Source organism: Mycobacterium angelicum (genome assembly GCF_002086155.1).
Classification (GTDB): domain Bacteria; phylum Actinomycetota; class Actinomycetes; order Mycobacteriales; family Mycobacteriaceae; genus Mycobacterium; species Mycobacterium angelicum.
In genome coordinates this window covers 50159-66241 of the sequence record NZ_MVHE01000005.1, presented here as the reverse complement: position 1 = coordinate 66241, position 16083 = coordinate 50159, and the positions used below count along the sequence as shown (strand labels likewise).

15 protein-coding genes are annotated in these 16083 nt (G+C 65.4%); 10 read left to right on the top strand and 5 right to left on the bottom strand.

What is annotated here, in order from left to right; genetic code table 11:
• Positions 1 to 25: 25 nt before the first annotated feature.
• The 5 genes from BST12_RS05385 to BST12_RS31885 all read left to right on the top strand — a co-directional run bounded on the left by BST12_RS05385 (position 26) and on the right by BST12_RS31885 (position 7117).
• A complete protein-coding gene (locus tag BST12_RS05385) occupies positions 26 to 1564 on the top strand; it encodes an ATP-dependent DNA ligase (protein ID WP_083111987.1) in 1539 nt (512 codons plus the stop codon).
• A gap of 87 nt (positions 1565 to 1651) precedes the next feature.
• The gene (locus tag BST12_RS05380; RefSeq protein ID WP_083111986.1) at positions 1652 to 3877 is read left to right on the top strand and encodes a carbon starvation CstA family protein; all 2226 of its coding nucleotides are present in this window, start codon (positions 1652 to 1654) and stop codon (positions 3875 to 3877) included.
• A gap of 43 nt (positions 3878 to 3920) precedes the next feature.
• Complete coding sequence (locus tag BST12_RS05375) at positions 3921 to 5459, top strand: Hsp70 family protein (RefSeq protein WP_083111985.1); 1539 nt, start codon at positions 3921 to 3923, stop codon at positions 5457 to 5459.
• Positions 5460 to 5477: 18 nt separating this feature from the next.
• Positions 5478 to 6308 (top strand): oxidoreductase, encoded by an 831-nt coding sequence (locus tag BST12_RS05370; RefSeq protein WP_083111984.1) that lies wholly within the window; start codon positions 5478 to 5480, stop codon positions 6306 to 6308.
• The gene (locus BST12_RS31885) at positions 6269 to 7117 is read left to right on the top strand and encodes a hypothetical protein (RefSeq protein WP_170062055.1); all 849 of its coding nucleotides are present in this window, start codon (positions 6269 to 6271) and stop codon (positions 7115 to 7117) included. Before BST12_RS05370 ends, BST12_RS31885 begins: the two co-directional genes overlap by 40 nt.
• Here the strand turns inward: BST12_RS31885 and BST12_RS05360 are convergent.
• Together BST12_RS05360 and BST12_RS05355 are read right to left on the bottom strand one after the other, a co-directional pair.
• On the bottom strand, positions 7109 to 7549 hold the full coding sequence (locus BST12_RS05360; protein ID WP_083111982.1) for a DoxX family protein: 441 nt from the start codon (positions 7547 to 7549) through the stop codon (positions 7109 to 7111). The genes BST12_RS31885 and BST12_RS05360 overlap by 9 nt on opposite strands.
• Entirely contained in the window at positions 7546 to 8805 is a 1260-nt protein-coding gene (locus BST12_RS05355; protein ID WP_083111981.1) for an MFS transporter, read from the bottom strand. The genes BST12_RS05360 and BST12_RS05355 overlap by 4 nt, the downstream gene beginning before the upstream one ends.
• A 114-nt stretch (positions 8806 to 8919) precedes the next feature.
• On the opposite strand from BST12_RS05355, the gene BST12_RS05350 reads away from it, so the two are divergent.
• The gene (locus BST12_RS05350) at positions 8920 to 9243 is read left to right on the top strand and encodes an SMR family transporter (protein ID WP_083112112.1); all 324 of its coding nucleotides are present in this window, start codon (positions 8920 to 8922) and stop codon (positions 9241 to 9243) included.
• The gene (locus BST12_RS05345; RefSeq protein ID WP_083111980.1) at positions 9240 to 9797 is read left to right on the top strand and encodes a TetR/AcrR family transcriptional regulator; all 558 of its coding nucleotides are present in this window, start codon (positions 9240 to 9242) and stop codon (positions 9795 to 9797) included. Before BST12_RS05350 ends, BST12_RS05345 begins: the two co-directional genes overlap by 4 nt.
• Before the next feature lie 169 nt (positions 9798 to 9966).
• Here BST12_RS05345 and BST12_RS05340 read toward each other — a convergent pair whose 3' ends face one another.
• Complete coding sequence (locus tag BST12_RS05340; RefSeq protein ID WP_245850083.1) at positions 9967 to 10845, bottom strand: HpcH/HpaI aldolase/citrate lyase family protein; 879 nt, start codon at positions 10843 to 10845, stop codon at positions 9967 to 9969.
• Between the two features lie 44 nt (positions 10846 to 10889).
• On the opposite strand from BST12_RS05340, the gene BST12_RS05335 reads away from it, so the two are divergent.
• Complete coding sequence (locus BST12_RS05335) at positions 10890 to 11636, top strand: alpha/beta fold hydrolase (RefSeq protein ID WP_083111978.1); 747 nt, start codon at positions 10890 to 10892, stop codon at positions 11634 to 11636.
• Here the strand turns inward: BST12_RS05335 and BST12_RS05330 are convergent, their stop codons facing one another.
• A complete protein-coding gene (locus BST12_RS05330; RefSeq protein ID WP_083112111.1) occupies positions 11637 to 12824 on the bottom strand; it encodes an RtcB family protein in 1188 nt (395 codons plus the stop codon).
• A 153-nt stretch (positions 12825 to 12977) separates the two neighbouring features.
• On the opposite strand from BST12_RS05330, the gene BST12_RS05325 reads away from it, so the two are divergent.
• Positions 12978 to 13502, top strand: a complete 525-nt coding sequence (locus tag BST12_RS05325) for an Rv2253/PknI dimerization domain-containing protein (RefSeq protein WP_083111977.1) — start codon at positions 12978 to 12980, stop codon at positions 13500 to 13502.
• An 89-nt stretch (positions 13503 to 13591) separates the two neighbouring features.
• Positions 13592 to 14404 (top strand): DUF1906 domain-containing protein, encoded by an 813-nt coding sequence (locus tag BST12_RS05320; protein WP_083111976.1) that lies wholly within the window; start codon positions 13592 to 13594, stop codon positions 14402 to 14404.
• On the opposite strand, the gene BST12_RS05315 is transcribed toward BST12_RS05320, so the two are convergent.
• Positions 14355 to 15944 carry a DHA2 family efflux MFS transporter permease subunit gene (locus tag BST12_RS05315; protein ID WP_245850082.1) on the bottom strand — a complete coding sequence of 530 codons (1590 nt, stop codon included), beginning with the start codon at positions 15942 to 15944 and terminating at the stop codon, positions 14355 to 14357. The two genes, BST12_RS05320 and BST12_RS05315, sit on opposite strands and share 50 nt — an antisense overlap.
• Between the last annotated feature and the right edge of the window lie 139 nt (positions 15945 to 16083).

Below are 16083 nucleotides of genomic sequence, written 5' to 3'. Positions count from 1 at the left end.
CGGCCCCCCATGCCAAGCTGAATTCGTGCTTCTAGTCGATGTGGCCGCCACCTCGGCCGAAGTGGGTCTTACCTCGTCACGGCTGACCAAGATTGCGCGCATCGCCGACCTGCTGCGCCGCGCCGCGCCCGAACCGCAACTGGTCGCGACCATTGTGTCGTGGCTGTCCGGTGAGCTGCGGCAACGTCAGATCGGCGTCGGCTGGGCGTCGTTGCGGTCACTGCCGGCGCCGGCCGCCGAACCGATGCTCACCGTCGCCGGTGTCGATGACACCTTCTGCGCGATCGGCGGCGTGTCGGGCCGGGGATCACAGGCCCGGCGGGCCGCACTGCTAGCCGAATTATTCGCTGCCGCAACAGAATCCGAGCAGAATTTCCTGGTGCGACTGCTCGGTGGTGAGCTGCGCCAGGGCGCGCTGGCCGGCATCATGGCCGACGCCGTCGCCAAGGCAGCTGATATCCCCACCGCCGCGGTGCAGCGCGCGGCGATGCTGGGCGGGGATCTGCCAGCGGTCGCGGCGGCCGGTCTTTCCGGCGGCGCGCCGGCACTGGACGCGTTCACTATGCGGGTGGGCCGGCCTGTTGGTCCCATGCTGGCGCAGACCTCGACCGGCGTCGCCGATGCGCTCGAACGCCACGGCGGCACAGCGATTTTCGAAGCGAAGCTGGACGGAGCCCGGGTACAGATTCATCGGTCCGGCGACCAGGTGACCGTGTACACCCGAAGCCTCGACGACGTCACCGCAAGGCTGCCCGAGGTGGTGGAGGCCACGCTGGCGCTTCCGGTACGCGACCTGATCGCCGACGGCGAGGCGATCGCGTTGCGCCCCGACAACCGTCCGGAGCGCTTCCAGGTCACCGCGTCGCGGTTCGGCCGATCGGTCGACGTCACTCAGTCCCTTTCGGCCCAAGGGGCCGAACCGCTTTCGGTGTTCTTCTTCGATGTCCTGCACCGCGACGGGGTGGACCTACTGGACGCGTCCACCGCGGATCGGCTGGCCGAATTGGACGCGTTCGTGCCGGCGCGCCACCGCGTGGACAGGTTGGTCACCTCCGACGTAGCGGCGGCCGCGGCCTTTCTGAACGCGACGCTGGCCGCTGGGCACGAGGGGGTGATGGCCAAGTCCCCGGCAGCGCCCTACCTGGCGGGCCGGCGCGGAGCCGGGTGGCTGAAGGTCAAGCCGGTGCACACGCTCGACCTGGTGGTGCTGGCTGTGGAGTGGGGTTCGGGACGCCGCCGCGGCAAGCTGTCCAATATTCATCTGGGCGCACTCGATCCCGCCACGGGCCGATTCGTCATGGTGGGCAAGACTTTCAAGGGCATGACCGACGCCATGCTGGAATGGCAGACCGCGCGATTCACCGAACTCGCCGTCGCTGGCACCGACGGATATGTCGTCGAGCTAAGACCCGAGCAGGTGGTCGAGATCGCACTGGACGGCGTCCAGGGATCGACCCGCTACCCCGGTGGCGTCGCGCTGCGCTTCGCCCGCGTGGTGCGTTACCGCGACGACAAGACACCGGCCGAGGCCGACACCATCGACACGGTGCGCGCGCTCTACTGAACCGGCGCCGCGACTGTGAACCTCACGACGCGACACGCCGATTTGGCGTCGGTAGATTCACACTCGCTAGCGACGCGGAGAGGAAGTTTGGGTGTGACTGAGCACGTCAGCTATATCCGCACCGACGACGACCTGCCACCCGTCGCGATTATCGACCGTTCACCCATCACCCTGCGACACAAGCTCGCCTTCGGGACAATCGCCGTGGTCGGCGCCATCGCCTGGGCGGTCGTCGCGTTCGTCCGCGGCGAGACGGTGAACGCGGTGTGGTTAGTAGTGGCCGCGAGTTGCACCTACATCATCGGGTTCCGGTTCTACGCCCGGCTGATCGAAATGAAGATCGTGCGCCCGCGCGACGACCACGCCACACCGGCCGAGGCCTTCGAAGACGGCAGCGACTACGTGCCGACCGACCGTCGCGTGCTGTTCGGCCATCATTTCGCCGCCATCGCCGGAGCCGGGCCACTCGTCGGACCGGTGCTGGCCACCCAGATGGGCTACCTGCCCGGCAGCATCTGGATCATCGTCGGCGCCGTGCTGGGTGGCTGCGTGCAGGACTACCTGGTGCTGTGGATCTCCGCCCGCCGCCGGGGGCGTTCCCTGGGCCAGATGGCCCGCGACGAATTCGGCGCCATCGGCGGAGCCGCCGCCCTCATCGGAACGCTCGTCATCATGGTGATCCTGATCGCGGTGCTGGCAATGATCGTGGTGAAGGCACTGGCCCAAAGCCCGTGGGGCGTGTTCTCCATTGCCATGACCATCCCCATCGCCCTGTTCATGGGCTGCTATCTGCGATTCCTGCGTCCCGGGCGGGTGGGCGAAGTATCGGTGATCGGCTTCGCGCTGCTGCTGGCAGCCGTGGCGTCAGGCAACTGGGTAGCCGAAACCTCTTGGGGCGCATCCTGGTTCAGCTTGTCCCCGGTCACCTTGTGCTGGTGTCTGATCGGCTATGGTTTCGCTGCTTCGGTGTTGCCGGTGTGGTTGTTACTGGCGCCGCGCGATTACCTGTCGACGTTTATGAAGGTCGGTGCCATCGCCGTGCTCGCGATCGGCATCTGCATCGCACACCCGGTCCTGCACGCGCCCGCGATCTCGCAGTTCGCCACCCGGGGCAACGGGCCGGTGTTCGCCGGTTCACTGTTCCCGTTTCTGTTCATCACCATCGCCTGTGGCGCCCTGTCCGGATTCCACTCGTTGATCTCGTCCGGGACGACGCCCAAGCTGCTGGAGAAGGAAGGCCAGATGCGGCTGATCGGCTACGGCGGCATGATCACCGAGTCGTTCGTCGCGATCATGGCGCTGATCACCGCCTCGATCATCAACCAGCACCTGTACTTCACGCTGAACGCGCCGGCCGCGCAGACCGGCGGGACCGCCGCCACCGCAGCGGAATACGTCAACAAGCTTGGCCTTACCGGCGCCCCCGCGACCGCCGAGCAAATCAGTCAAGCAGCCCGCAGCGTCGGCGAGCAGTCGATCGTGTCGCGCACCGGCGGAGCACCGACGCTGGCTTTGGGCATGTCCGACGTGCTGGAGCGGGTGCTAGGCGGCGCCGGTTTCAAGGCGTTCTGGTACCACTTCGCGATCATGTTCGAGGCCCTGTTCATCCTGACCACGCTCGATGCGGGCACCAGGGTTAACCGCTTCATGCTCTCCGACACGCTGAGCAACCTGGGCGGCCCGCTGCACAAACTACGAAACCCGAGCTGGCGTCCCGGTGTATGGATTTGCAGCCTCGCCGTGGTTGCCGCGTGGGGCAGCATCCTGCTGATGGGCGTGACCGATCCGCTGGGTGGCATCAACACGCTCTATCCGCTGTACGGGATCGCCAATCAGTTACTGGCCGCCATCGCGCTCAGCGTCATCACGGTCGTGGTCATCAAGAAGGGCCTGCTGAAGTGGGCGTGGATACCGGGGGTTCCGCTGCTGTGGGACCTGGTGGTCACGCTGACGGCGTCGTGGCAGAAGATCTTCTCCGGCGATCCGGCCGTCGGCTACTGGACACAACATTTTCAGTACCTGGCAGCCAAAGAAGCCGGCAAGGCGGCGTTCGGTTCGGCGAAGAACGCATACGAGCTGGATCAGGTCATCAGAAACACCTTCGTCCAGGGCACCCTGTCGGTCATCTTCGCGCTGGTCGTCGTGATCGTGTTCGTCACGGGAATTCTCGTGGCGCGCAAAGCAATTCGCGGCAACGGCAGGCCGCTGAGCGAGGACGAACCAGTACCGTCCAAGCGGTTCGCGCCCGCGGGCCTGATTCCCACCGCCGCAGAGCGGGACCTGCAAAGACAATGGGCTCGGCACGCCGACTGAGGAAGCATGCCGCACGGCGTGCACCGGCCTAGACTTGGGCGGAATGAGAGTCGGTATCGACTTCGGCACCACCCACACCGTCGTTGCACTCGTCGACCGCGGCAACTATCCCGTCGTCTCCTTCGACGGCGCCGATACCTGGCCCTCGCTCGTGGCCGCCAACGCCGCCGGTGAATTGCGCTACGGTCTGGACGCCGGCGCAGTGCGCCACCAACCTGGATGGTCGACGCTGCGATCGGTCAAGCGGCTGCTCAACGAGGCCGGACCACACACCGAGGTGACTCTGGTCGGCCGCAACCACCGACTGGCCGACCTGCTCACCGGCTTCTTCGCTCAGCTGAAAAGCGACCTGCGCGATCGCTCGAACGCCGGTCTGACGCCCGCAGAGACCATCGAGGCCGCGATCAGCGTGCCGGCCAATGCCTCGAGCACCCAGCGCCTGCTGACCCTGGATGCCTTTGTGGCGGCGGGCTTTCACGTCGTCGCACTGCTGAACGAGCCGTCGGCCGCGGGCCTGGAATACGCCCATCGGTACCGCTCCACGATCACCGCCAAACGCGAGTACGTCCTCATCTACGACCTTGGTGGCGGCACGTTCGACGCCTCATTGCTGAAGATGACCGGGCACGTGAACGAGGTAGTGGTCAGCGAGGGCATCCAGCGTCTGGGCGGCGACGACTTTGACGAGGCCATCCTGCAGCTGGTGCGCGACGCCGCAGGCCTTCGAGACCTTCCCGCCGAAACGATCGAGGTGCTGCGGGATGAGTGCGCGGCCCGCAAGGAAGCCGTCGGCCCGCAGACCCGGCGCTTCCTCGTCGACCTCGGCGCCGCGGACCGGCCACCGTTCGCGTGCGGCATCGATGAGGTGTACTCGGCGTGTGCGCCGTTGGTCGACAAGACGATGAAGTTGCTCGACCGCGTCCTGCACGACCCGGCCCGCGGCGACGTGGCGTGGTCCGAGGTGGCCGGAATCTACGTGGTGGGTGGCGCCGGAGGCTTTCCCCTGGTGGCACGCATGCTGCGCTCGACGTTCGGCGACAAGCGCATCAAACGCTCCCCGCATCCCTTCGCCGCCACCGCCATCGGCCTGGCGGTCTTCCTGGACCACGAATCGGATTTCGCGCTGTCCGAACGCTTTTCGCGCCACTTCGGTGTCTTCCGGGAGGCCCGGGCAGGCGACGACGTCGTGTTCGATCCGATCGTCCCCAAGGACGCCGCACTTCCCGACGACGGGCACACCCCGCTCGTCGTCAAACGGACCTATCGGGCAGCGCACAACATCGGGCATTTCCGGTTCGTCGAGTGCAGCCGGCTGGTCGACGGCCGCCCTGACGGCGACGTGACGCCATACGCTCCGGTGCTCTTCCCCTTCGACCCGGCCCTGCGCGATCAGGAGGATCTGCGACGTCAGCCGGTCGGCCGCTGGAACGATGGACCTGATGTCGAGGAGCGCTATGTCGTTGCGCCCAGCGGCGCGGTCGAGGTGACCCTCACGACGCAGCCGACGGGCTTCAAACGCACCTTCCGGCTGGAGCGGCGTCACGGGTGTGAGAGGGCCATGGACAAGGCATTTGAACGCTGACGTAGAGGAGGCAGTCCCGTGTCCACTTGGCTCATCACCGGCTGTTCGACCGGCCTCGGCCGCGCCCTGGCGCAGGCCGTAGCCGGCGCCGGCCACAACGTCGTGGCCACCGCACGAGACGCCGGCCGGGTCGCCGACCTCGCCGACGCCGCACCCGAACGGATACTGGCCGTCGCCCTTGACGTCACCAACCACGACCAGGTCGTCTCCGCGGTGCAGCAGGCCCACGAGCGGTTCGGCAGCATCGACGTTCTGGTGAACAACGCGGGTTACGGATATCGCGCCGCCATCGAGGAGGGCGAGGACGCCGACGTCCGCACTCTGTTCGAAACGCATTTCTTCGGCGCCGTCGCGATGATCAAGGCCGTGCTGCCGAGCATGCGGGCCCGGCGGTCCGGCGCGATCGTCAACATCTCCTCGATCGGCGTGCAGTTGACCCCGGTGGGCTCCGGCTATTACTCGGCGGCCAAAGCCGCCCTGGAAGGGATGAGCGGGGCCCTGCGTGGCGAACTTGCCCCGCTGGGCATCTCGGTCACCGTCGTCGAGCCGGGCGCCTTCCGCACCGACTTCGCCGGGCGCTCACTGGTCCAATCCCCCACTGTCATCGACGATTACGCCGAGACCGCCGGGCAGCGCCGCAAGGAGAACGACACGATGCACGGCACTCAGCCCGGCGATCCGGCCAAGGCCGGCGCCGCGATCATCGCCGCCGTCGAGTCGTCCGAACCGCCCGCCTTCCTGTTGCTCGGCGCCGACGCGCTGATGGCCTATCGCTACATCGCAGAGCGGCGGTCGAACGAGATCGCCGCATGGGAGCAGCTGACCGCCGGCACCAACCTGGACAGCTGATGGCGGCCGAGTCCATGAGCGTCAGCTATTTCGCGACCGCTGTCGACGCGGCGGCGCTGGTCGGCCGGATCACGGGTCTGCTCATCTTGCCGGCCGCGGGCTTGACCCTGTTGATTCTCGGCTTGCGCAAGCGGTCGTCGTCACGCAAGCAGGCCTGGACCGGGTATCCGCCTGCCCCGCCGGGCTATCCTCCTGTGCCGCAAGGCTATCCGCCGCCATACCCGGCTGCTTACCCGCCGCCCATGCCGATGCCCATGGCGCCCATGCCGATGCCGCCCATGCCCATGCCCATGCCGCGCAAGCCGGGCGGCACCGGCATGATCGTCAGCGGCACCGTCTTGCTGGTGCTGGGCGTGCTGACGTTCGCCTCCATCGTCGTCGCGGTGGCCGCGCGCCATGATCGCCCGGCGATCGGCGACTGCTACACCAACGACATCCTGAACGGCAATGGCGCATGGAAACCCAGTAGCTGCAGCAACGCCGAAGCCGTACTTCAATACGCCGCCAACGCCGACACGGCGGGAAATTGCCCGGACGGCAAGCGCAACGACAGCTCCTACCTATCCGCCGAACACCGCGGCGTCCGAATGTGCTTTGCGCCCAACCTACTTCAGGGCGAATGCTACGTGTCCGAGCACGACGGCAAGACGGTCCGCCATGCGACCTGCTCGACGGCCGGCACGATCAGGATCGCCAAACGGGTCGACGGCACCACCGACACGTCCAAGTGCCCCCAGCACACACGTGCCGTCACCTACCCCGAACCCAAGCGGCTCTTCTGCGCCGAGCGGACAGGAACGTCAACGTGACGAGGATTTGATTCGCGCCCGGCGCAGGGCGTCAACGGAATGACTGCCGGGTCCAGTGAAGACCAGCAGGAAAAACCCGAAGCAGAACAGGATTGCCAGGATTCCGCCGTTGCCCGCGGGTGCATCGCCGATCGGCCAAAGCGAGCGGGGCTGATGCATCCAGAAATACGCAACCGCCATCGCTCCCGAGGCGACGAAGGCCGCGGCGCGGGTGAACAATCCGCTTGCGATCAAGAGCCCGGTGGCCAGTTCGATCACCCCGGCGTACCACCCGGGCCAGGTGGCGAACCCAACGGCGTGCGATGACGCGACCGGCCAGCCGAAGAGGATCATCGAGCCGTATCCGGCGAACATCAGACCGTAGACCAGCCGGAAGAGGCTCAGCACGGCCGGCGTATACCCCGCAAGCCGGCGGTTGAGAGTGTTCGTCATGGCACCACGTTAGTCGTGGCGTCGTGGTGTCGATGCTCAATCTCGTTCTGCCGTAATGCTTTACCACGAGTGACGAAGATGGCGATGACGGTGATCACCCAGACGGGGTACAGCGCCAGCCAGGCCAGCCGGAACGATGCGAACGAGTAATTGTCGGTGTCCTCGAGGATTTGGCCCATGACTTGCATGATGAGCAACGCCGCGGTGAAGCCGCCCATGTTGACGAGGCCCTTTGCGATGCCCAGCGTCGTGCTCGGGTTGTAGGTGCGCGCAAAATCCAGCGCCACCATCGAGGCCGGACCGCCGGTGGCCATCACGACAACCAGCACAACCAGCAGCCACAGCGGCGCGCGGTGCGGCAGCGCCAGTACCGCCGTCCAGGCCAGGGCATTGCCGGCGATCATGGTCAGCACCATGAGCAATCGCCGCTGCGGGTGCCGCCCGGTCCAGACGCCGAGCGCGACGCCGGAAGCCGTCGTCGCCACCACTGAGAGGGTCAGCAGCGAGCCGGCAACGTCGGTTGACACACCTTGGGCCTCGGTGAGATACGGGACGCCCCACATGTAGTTGAAGACCATGATCGGGAAGGTGCTGCCCATGTGGGCGAAGAAGCCCAGCCGCGTGCCCGGATTCGCCCACACGCTGCGGACGCTGACGACCAGTTCGCGAAGGCTTGGGCTGTCAATGCCGGCTGAGTGCCCGTGGGGAGTATCGCGGATCAGCGCTAGACAGATGGCGGCGGACATCACGCCCAGCGCACCGGCCGCGGTGTAGGCGGCGGTCCATCCGGCGCCGGTGAGAATGGCCAGAAACGGCACCGCCGACAGCACCTGACCCAGTTGACCCCCGATGAAAGTCAGCTGGGTAACCAGTGGGACACGACTCGGCGGAAACCAATATGAGGCGAGTTTGACCACGGAGATGAACGTCAGGGCATCGCCCAGTCCCACCACCGCGCGAGCGCCAATGGCCACCGGCATCGATATCGCGAACGCGAGGACGAACTGACCGATCGCCATCACCAAAGCGCCCGCGCTGATCAGCATCTTGGAGCCGAAGCGATCGAGCAGCAACCCCGCGGGGACCTGCGCGACGGTGTACACGATGACCTGAACGACTACGAATACCGAGAGCACACCGGGCGTGACGGCAAATCGTTGCGCGGCCTCCAGACCCGAGACGCCCATTGTGGTGCGGTCCAGCACAGCGACGATGTAGGCCAGCAGCCCGCCACCCCAAATGATCCAAGGCCGCACGGTCGCCTCCCTGCATACCCACCGGTGTGGTCATTGTCGCGTACGGGGCGGTTCGGTCAGGCGGTATTTCTAATGTACATTTGTACATGTACATTCGTACACCAAGGAGGCGTGTTGGCTTATCTATATCTTTTCTGCGCGATATTCGCCGAAGTGGTGGCGACCAGCTTGCTCAAGAGCACCGAAGGCTTCAGCCGGCTGTGGCCGACCGTGGTCTGTCTGGGTGGCTACGGGATCGCTTTCGCCCTGCTGGCTGCCTCGATATCGCGCGGGATGCAGACCGACGTCGCCTATGCACTGTGGTCGGCAATCGGCACCGCCGCCATCGTGCTCATCGCCGTACTCTTTCTCGGGTCACCACTATCGCTGTCGAAAGTCGTCGGGGTCGGGCTGATCGTCGTCGGCGTGCTGACCCTGAACCTCACCGGGGCGCATTGACCGCGATGTCCGACCGCCGCCCGCGTGATCCCGCCGGCCGTCGCCAGGCGATTGTCGAGGCGGCGGGGCGGGTGATCGCGCGCCAGGGCCTTGGCGCACTGACGCACCGCCGGGTCGCGGCCGAGGCCGAGGTGCCCGTCGGATCGACGACCTACTACTTCAGCGACCTCGGCGCGCTGCGCGAAGCCGCACTCGCGCATGCAGCGACTTCGTCGGCCGAGGATCTCGAGGAATGGCGCCGCCGGCTCGACGAGAACGACGACCTGCCCGCCACCCTGGCTCGCCTCGTCGGCGAATATCTGGCCGACCCCGACCGGCACCGCACGCTCAATGAGCTCTACCTCGCGGCGACCCATCGACCGGAGTTGCAGGGGCTGGCCCGGTTGTGGCCGGACGGCCTGGTCGCCCTGCTGGAGCCACGCATCGGCCGGCAAGCCGCCGAGGCCGTCACGGTGTTGCTCGATGGTGCCACGCTGCGCGCACTCATCACCGGAACCCCGCTGGGCATGGACGCATTGACCGACGCCATCCGCAGGCTTACCACCGACGCGTGAATGTGCGGCGCACGCTCTGGAGTGGACGCCGAAACCCATTGGGGCAACAGACATACTTGTCTCATCACGTGGCTCGCTGCCGGCGCACGACTCGGCCGTCAGGAGGGCGTTTTTGACATCGGACGGTTCGAACCCGTCGAATTGACCGTGTTCTCCAATGACGATTGGATTACGGTGTCCCGCTTTGCGATTCCAGTTCGGAGATACGCTCAGCCAACGCAAGAATGCGCTGCGCCCCACGTACGTGCAGGCTCTCGATCATGCGGCCGTCGACGGTTATGACGCTCTCCCCCGCGGCCTGAGCCCGCTCGTAGGCCGAGACTATCTTGCCGGCCTCGGCCAGCTCTTTTTCCGACGGCCCGAACACGTCATTGGCCGGCACAATCTGAGACGGATGGATCAGGGTCTTGCCGTCGAAACCCATCTCGCGGCCCTGGCGCGCCTCGGCGGCAAACCCCGCATCGTCATTGATGGCGTTGAATACACCGTCCAGCACCACCTTTCCGGCGGCCCTTGCGCCCAGCACGGTCAGCGCCAACGCCGGCACGACCGGCGCGCGCCCGGGCACATGAAGTCCGTGCAGCTCGTTCACCAGATCGTTGGTGCCGACCACCAGCACGGCCAGACGATCGCTGGCCGAGGCGATCTCCTCGGTCCGCAAGAACGCCCCAGGTGTTTCGACCATCACCCACAGCTGCAACGAATCCGGCGCGCCCAGCCGTTGCAGACTGGCGACCAGCTCCTGAACCTGTTGTGCGGTACCGACTTTCGGCACCAGGACTCCGTCGGCGGCCGATTCAGCCACGGCGGCCAGATCGTCGTCGTGCCAGTCGGTGCCAAAGCCGTTGACGCGCACCACGATCTCGCGCGGCCAGTACTTACCGGACGAGACGGCCTCACACACCGCGCGCCGCGAGTCGACCTTCGCATCGGGGCCCACGGCATCCTCGAGGTCGAAGATCAATACGTCAGCCGGCAGTGTTTGACCCTTCTGCATTGCCCGGGCATTGTTGCCTGGCAGGTAGAGGGCCGATCGGCGCGGGCGCACACGAGCTAGCGTAAAGCACGCATCGGCGCACATTGGAGGACACAGTGACGGTCGTTTTGGTCCATGGCAATCCGGAAACCGACGCGATCTGGGGGCCGCTGCTCGGCATTCTGGGCCGCGGGGACGTGGTGTGTCTCTCGCCGCCGGGCTTCGGTGCGCCGCTGCCCGACGACTTCCCGGCGACCTTCCTTGCCTACCGCGACTGGCTGGAGGGCGAGCTGGAATCCATCGGTGAACCGGTCGACCTCGTCGGCCACGACTGGGGCGGCGGCCACGTCGTGAACCTCGTGCTGCATCGGCCCGAACTAGTGCGCAGCTGGGCCAGCGACATCCTGGGCGTCTTCGACCCCGACTACGTGTGGCACGACCTGGCCCAGGTCTGGCAGACGCCCGGGGACGGCGAGCAGCTCATCGAGACGATGCTGGGCGGGACGCTCGAGGACCGGACCACCCAGATGGCCGGGTTCGGCATACCCACCGAAATCGCGGCGTCACTGGCCGCCGCGCAGGGCCCGGAGATGGGCCGGGCCATCCTGGCGCTCTACCGGTCAGCGCGGCAACCGGCGATCAGCGAAGCCGGCCGGGCGCTGGAGAGCGCCGCGGCACGGCCCGGCCTGTCGCTGCTGGCCACCGAGGACATCTTCGTCGGTTCCGAGGCCATTCGCCGCCGTGCGGCCGAACGAGCCGGGGCACACACGGAAGTGCTTGACGGACTGGGACATTGGTGGATGGTGCAAGACCCGGCTCGCGGCGCGGCCGCGCTGACCCGATTCTGGGAATCGCTCGGCTGATCACGTGCCTTTCACGTTGAGCACCTGGCGCAGTTCGTGCTCGACGTCGACGAGATCGGCGGCATCGGCCATCACGATGTCGATGTCCTTATAGGCGTCGGGGATTTCGTCTACCCATTGATCGCCGTGCCGGTACTCGATGCCGTGCATTCGGGCCGCCAGGTCGTCGGCGGTGAACCGGCGCCGGGCTTCGGTGCGGGAGAAGCGCCGGCCCGCCCCGTGCGGCGCCGAGCACAACCCGGCCGAATTGCCTTTACCCCGCACGATGTAGGAGCGGGTACCCATTGAGCCGGGAATGACGGCTTGAACGCCTTCGTGTGCGTCGACCGCACCCTTGCGGGTTAGCCAGACATCTCGACCGCCGTGCCGCTCCAGCTGGGTGTAATTGTGGTGGCAATTCGTTCTCTCGACTTCGACGCGCTGCGACTCGACCCCTATCCAGTGCGCAAGCGCTTGCCGGAAGCGATCCATCATCTCGTTGCGGTTCTCGTAGGCGAACTTCTGCGCCCAGTTCAATTCCCTGAGATACGAGTCGAATTCGGGTGTGCCTTGCGATAGATAGGCCAGGTCCTGGTTCGGCAGCGCGATATGAGCCCGCTTGCACAGTTGCTGCGCAGTCTTGATGTGGCGTTGGGCTATCTTGTTGCCGACGCCGCGGGAGCCGGAGTGCAGGAACATCCACACGCGATGTTGCTCGTCGAGACACAGCTCGATGAAATGGTTTCCACCGCCGAGGGATCCGAGTTGTTCGGGCCACTTCGGCGAGTGTGACAAGTCGATCTGCTGCGACCGCGCCAGATCGCAGAGCGTGTCGATCCGGCGCTTGGTGAAGGGGAACCTGGTGGTGGACTTGTTGTAATTGCCGGGTGACAGCGGTATCGCCGACTCGAGTGATTCACGGAGTTCGGCAAGATTCTTGTCGGCAATGTCGTCGGCGGTGAATCGGGTGCGCGCGGCCACCATCCCGCAGCCAATGTCGACGCCGACGGCTGCGGGGATCACGGCGCCGTCGGTGGGTATCACGGTGCCGACGGCAGATCCCTTGCCGCTGTGCGCATCTGGCATCAAAGCGACATGAGGGTACACGAAAGGCATTGCGGCCGTTTGCTTTGCCTGTTCGATGGTGTTGGGGTCGACTTGGCTGGCGAAGTTCAGCAGTTTGTAGCCGTCGACTTTGTGGGCGGTCACGGCAACGGGTTTACGCCATCCCGTAATGCGGCGCAACTCAATATCGGCGGGCCCAGCCTCGTTGAGCGATTTGCCTTGCTTCGGCGCTTCCTCTGTGATGATTGTTCGATGGGCGCCGTGGATGCGCCCCGGCAGCCGGCAGGAGGCTGACACATGACAATTCTCCGCGTGCTTGCCGTCGCCCTGATCCTGGGCGCGGTGGACTCAGCAATCGCCGTCGTCGCACCCGGAACCGCGGCAGCGACTGCGTTGGCTGACGGCATGTATCGGTTCGACTTCGACGGAAGTAAACAGACGTTGGACGGCAAGCCTCACCCGGTTACACCCTCGTCCACCGTGATCGCGATTCGCTCCGCGTGCCCACCTGCGGGGTGTGTGGCGACGGCGGCGGACACGTCGATCGGCGCGAAATGGCTGCAACCACCCTACGAACGCACCATCGTCTTTCGCGAAGACAAAGGCCAATGGGCAGGCACCAGATGGCGAATGTATACCTGCAACAACAGCATCAACCAGGGCAGCGAAACACTGTCCTTCCAAGCCCGGGCGGATGGAACATTCGTCGGCGCCAGCACTGGCCTGGAGGCGCCATGCGGCCCGATCGTCACGCCGCTCACCGCGGTGCGGGTCGGTGAGCTGGCACCAGACGTGGACCTGGCCGACCCGAATACCGCGTAGGACTCTGTCCGGAGAACGACACGGACGCGAATTGGTATCAGCTCAAACACTCCATCATTTCACAGCAGCCACATTGTTAACATCACGCGATGGACATGTCGGCGTGTCTAGACTTCCGGCGGCCGCGCTCAGTTTCCCGCCGTGACGCATTGCGCTACACCATCGCTTTGTCGGCACTGCCTGCGTTGTCTGCGACAGCGGCCATGGCATCTGTCGCCGCCCCAGCGGCGGCTGCTGCGGCTCCCAAACTGATCGACTTCGCCCAGAGCCAAATTCCCGCGGAGCACATACGAGCAGCCGGCTATACCGGCGTCATCAACTACGTCTCGCTGTCGCGGCCCGGTTCGTCCTTTGGTGCCAAACCGATCACCCGGCCCTACGCCGATCAACTCAAAGCCGCCGGGCTGATGATCGTCAGCAACTACCAATACGGCAAGCCAGGCGGCACAGCGTCATCGGACTTCAAACGCGGGTTCGACGGCGGCGTCGCCGACGCTCGCACCGCCTGGAAGCTGCATACCGCGGCGGGCGGCGGTCAAAGTGCCCCGATCTTCTTTACCATCGACGAGGACATAAACCGCGACACTTGGAACACTCAGGCGCTGAAGTGGTTTCGCGGAATCAACTCGGTGTTGGGAGTGCAGCGCACCGGCGTCTACGGCGGTATCGATGTGTGCCAGTGGGCGGCCGCCGACGGCGTTATCGGAAGTTCGCGCTCCCCCGGCCACCGGTGGGCCTGGCAGACCAAGGCCTGGTCGCACGGTCGGGTCGACCCCGCCGCAGTCCTCTACCAACGCGTGGTGAGTACCGCGTCGAATCCAGGGCCAAAAGTCGGTGGACACGAAGTCGACGTCAACGACGTCCTTGCCCAGGATTACGGTCAGTGGAGCCTGCATCCATGAGCCGTGCGCTCATGACCGTTTTCTTGCGCAGCAACGCCACTGGAATGACTGTCGAGGTCACCAGAACCACAGCGACCGCGAACACCACGGCGTAGCTGTGCGAAAGATCATGCAGCAGGTTGCGCTGAAAATCACCGGCCGACGCCTGTTGCGACAGTGTGGCCGGATCTGGCGATCCCCCCCGCCGAGCAGAGTTTTCCTGCAGGACAGCGATCTTGTGTGCGGCAGTGATGTTCGCACTGCGGTTGAACTGACTGGTCAAGATCACCGATAGCAGCGCGGTCCCAACCGAGGTGGCCACGTGCTGATTGACGTTGATCAACGTCGAACCGCGAGCGATTTGGCGAGGGGCCAGGGTCTGCACCGCCACTGCGGACAGCGGCATCATCGTGCAGCCCATGCCCAGCCCCATGATCGTCAAGCCGGTCACCAGGGTCGGGAAGTAATCCGCCTGTCGGGCAACGCCGTAAGCGAACACGCCCATGCCCGCGGCGATCAAGGCGACGCCTACTAGCAGGATCTTGCCTGGCCCTCGTTTGTCCATCAACAATCCCGCGAACGGCATCGTGACCATGGCGCCGAGTCCGCGCGGGACCATGCTCATCCCTGCCTGCAGTGGCGTCTGGTGCAGCAACTCCTGAAAGTAGCTGGGGAACAGTAGCCCAGCGCCGAAAAACGACGTCGCGAGCAGAAACATCGCCGCGTTGGCCAGCGCGACCACGTGGTTGGTGAACAACCGCAGATCGATCAGCGGATGATCCGTTCGAAAGAGGGCGTGCAAAACGAACCCGACGATCAAAAACAATCCGATGGTTACCGGTATCCACACCCGACCATCGGTTACCGCGCAACTCGGGATCACCGATACCCCGTACAAGAACGTCGCCAAGCCGGGTGACAGCAGCAGCATGCCGATGAAGTCGAAGGTTTCGGATAGCGCCGGGCTGTCTTGCGGGAAAACGATCGCGGCCGAGACGAGCGCAAACACACCCACCGGTAGGTTGATCCAGAAGATCCACTGCCAGCCGTAAGCGTCGATAAGCCAGCCGCCCAGGACCGGACCGAAGACTGGACTCAACAGGACAGGGACGCCCAGCACCGCCATTACGCGGCCCATCCGCTTTGGACCTGCCTCGCGGGTCATGATGGTGAGGATCAGCGGTACCAGCATGCCGCCGCCCAGGCCCTGTACTACTCGAAAGGCTATGAGCAGATTGATGTTTGGCGCCGCAGTGCACAGCAGCGAGCCAAGCGTGAACACAAGAACTGAGGCCATGAAGAGCCGTTTGGTGCCGAACCGGTCGGCCGCCCATTCGGCCAGTGGGATCACCGCGGCCAGCGCAAGCCGGTAGCCGGTTATCGTCCATGCCACGACGGCCTGAGTTGAGTCGAACGTGGTGACGAAGGTGCGTTGTGCGACGGTGACGACCGTCATGTCCAGGGTGGCCATCATCGAGCCCAAGACACACACGGCGGCTATTCGGAGCAACCGGGCATCGAGCTTGCCGGGATCTCGGCTATCTGTGCCGGTGTATTCCATGGCCATCAATCTCTAGGCTCTGGCGTGCGACGCATTCAACGACACCGAGAGCATCGCACACCGCATCCATTTCGGTGTTCATGCTCGTGCCCAGGCATGATTCCGAGCCATCGGTCGCCGCTGGCTGTGCTAGGTTTTT